We start from the raw sequence: 1,491 nt of genomic DNA, 5'->3' as shown, positions 1-1,491 counted from the left end.
TTGACCAACGGGCCGGAATAGAAAGATGAAACGGAGAAGGAGGGATTTGAACCCTCGCGCCGCTTTCGCGACCTACACCCTTAGCAGGGGCGCCTCTTCAGCCACTTGAGTACTTCCCCATAACCAAAATAAATGGGCCTAAATGGACTCGAACCATCGACCTCACGCTTATCAGGCGTGCGCTCTAACCAGCTGAGCTATAGGCCCATAAAAAAGCGGGTGAGGAGAATCGAACTCCCATCATCAGCTTGGAAGGCTGAGGTTTTACCACTAAACTACACCCGCAAATAATGTTATGGCTTGGGACGGAATCGAACCGCCGACACCTTGAGCTTCAATCAAGTGCTCTACCAACTGAGCTACCAAGCCTAATAAAGGGACACTGTGAGCTAAAGCTCAAGTGTTCCATGTTCGTAATGCCGCTAAAGCGTCAATGACCATGGCAATTGCGGGGACAGGACTCGAACCTGTGACCTCCGGGTTATGAGCCCGACGAGCTGCCAACTGCTCTACCCCGCGATAATAAATAATAAAATATTAAAAAAATAAAACAATAGCGGCGGAGGGAATCGAACCCACGACCTCCCGGGTATGAACCGGACGCTCTAGCCAGCTGAGCTACACCGCCAAAAAAATAAAAAATGGAGACTAGCGGGATCGAACCGCTGACCTCCTGCGTGCAAGGCAGGCGCTCTCCCAGCTGAGCTAAGCCCCCATATTTCAATCGGGAAGACAGGATTCGAACCTGCGACCCCTTGGTCCCAAACCAAGTGCTCTACCAAGCTGAGCTACTTCCCGATGATAAAAATGCAACCAGTAGGAGTCGAACCTACAACCGCCTGATTCGTAGTCAGGTACTCTATCCAGTTGAGCTATGGCTGCAAAATGTGAAAGCGGAAGACGGGGTTCGAACCCGCGACCCCCACCTTGGCAAGGTGGTGTTCTACCACTGAACTACTTCCGCAAAATGCCGGCTAAAGGACTTGAACCCTCGACCCTCTGATTACAAATCAGATGCTCTACCAACTGAGCTAAGCCGGCTTTTATGCGGGTGAAGGGACTTGAACCCCCACGCCTTGCGGCGCTAGATCCTAAATCTAGTGCGTCTGCCAATTCCGCCACACCCGCGTTTACTATTATGCAATTATAATAGAATGAGTCATGCAGGGCTCGAACCTGCGACCCTCTGATTAAAAGTCAGATGCTCTACCAACTGAGCTAATGACTCAAACAATCCATTGCGGACCTCGGTCCACACCATCCGGCCTGTTTGAGGGGCCTGGATAATGGAGGTTGACGGGATCGAACCGCCGACATCCTGCTTGTAAGGCAGACGCTCTCCCAGCTGAGCTAAACCTCCAAAATATTGCGCGGCAGCGTCCTACTCTCACAAAGGGAAACCCTTCACTACAATCGGCGCTAAGAAGCTTAACTTCTGTGTTCGGGATGGGAACAGGTGTGGCCTTCTCGCCATCGCCACCGCACATCTAT

At 51.6% G+C, this 1,491-nt stretch carries 14 tRNA genes and 1 rRNA gene; all 15 read right to left on the bottom strand.

Features of this window, described 5'->3' with window-relative positions:
* Positions 1–31: 31 nt before the first annotated feature.
* The 15 genes from ACTVAI_RS11800 to rrf all read right to left on the bottom strand — a co-directional run bounded on the left by ACTVAI_RS11800 (position 32) and on the right by rrf (position 1,484).
* A tRNA-Ser gene (locus ACTVAI_RS11800) sits at positions 32–119 on the bottom strand.
* 14 nt (positions 120–133) lie between these two features.
* Positions 134–207, bottom strand: a tRNA-Ile gene (locus tag ACTVAI_RS11795).
* A gap of 7 nt (positions 208–214) precedes the next feature.
* A tRNA-Gly gene (locus tag ACTVAI_RS11790) sits at positions 215–285 on the bottom strand.
* Positions 286–296: 11 nt separating this feature from the next.
* Positions 297–369, bottom strand: a tRNA-Phe gene (locus ACTVAI_RS11785).
* Positions 370–446: 77 nt separating this feature from the next.
* Positions 447–519, bottom strand: a tRNA-Met gene (locus ACTVAI_RS11780).
* 35 nt (positions 520–554) lie between these two features.
* A tRNA-Met gene (locus ACTVAI_RS11775) sits at positions 555–628 on the bottom strand.
* 14 nt (positions 629–642) lie between these two features.
* A tRNA-Ala gene (locus ACTVAI_RS11770) sits at positions 643–715 on the bottom strand.
* A 9-nt stretch (positions 716–724) separates the two neighbouring features.
* Positions 725–798 (bottom strand) — tRNA-Pro (locus tag ACTVAI_RS11765).
* A 10-nt stretch (positions 799–808) separates the two neighbouring features.
* Positions 809–882: transfer RNA gene (locus tag ACTVAI_RS11760), tRNA-Arg, on the bottom strand.
* A 10-nt stretch (positions 883–892) separates the two neighbouring features.
* Positions 893–964 (bottom strand) — tRNA-Gly (locus ACTVAI_RS11755).
* A 4-nt stretch (positions 965–968) separates the two neighbouring features.
* Positions 969–1,041, bottom strand: a tRNA-Thr gene (locus tag ACTVAI_RS11750).
* Between the two features lie 5 nt (positions 1,042–1,046).
* Positions 1,047–1,128 (bottom strand) — tRNA-Leu (locus ACTVAI_RS11745).
* Positions 1,129–1,155: 27 nt separating this feature from the next.
* Positions 1,156–1,228 (bottom strand) — tRNA-Lys (locus ACTVAI_RS11740).
* Between the two features lie 59 nt (positions 1,229–1,287).
* A tRNA-Val gene (locus ACTVAI_RS11735) sits at positions 1,288–1,360 on the bottom strand.
* Positions 1,361–1,368: 8 nt separating this feature from the next.
* Positions 1,369–1,484: ribosomal RNA gene (gene rrf / locus ACTVAI_RS11730) — 5S ribosomal RNA — on the bottom strand.
* Positions 1,485–1,491: the final 7 nt, after the last annotated feature.

It is taken from the genome of Jeotgalibaca sp. A127 (assembly GCF_052266745.1).
In the GTDB taxonomy this organism is placed as follows: domain Bacteria; phylum Bacillota; class Bacilli; order Lactobacillales; family Aerococcaceae; genus Jeotgalibaca.
This window is presented reverse-complemented; position numbering and strand designations above follow the sequence as displayed.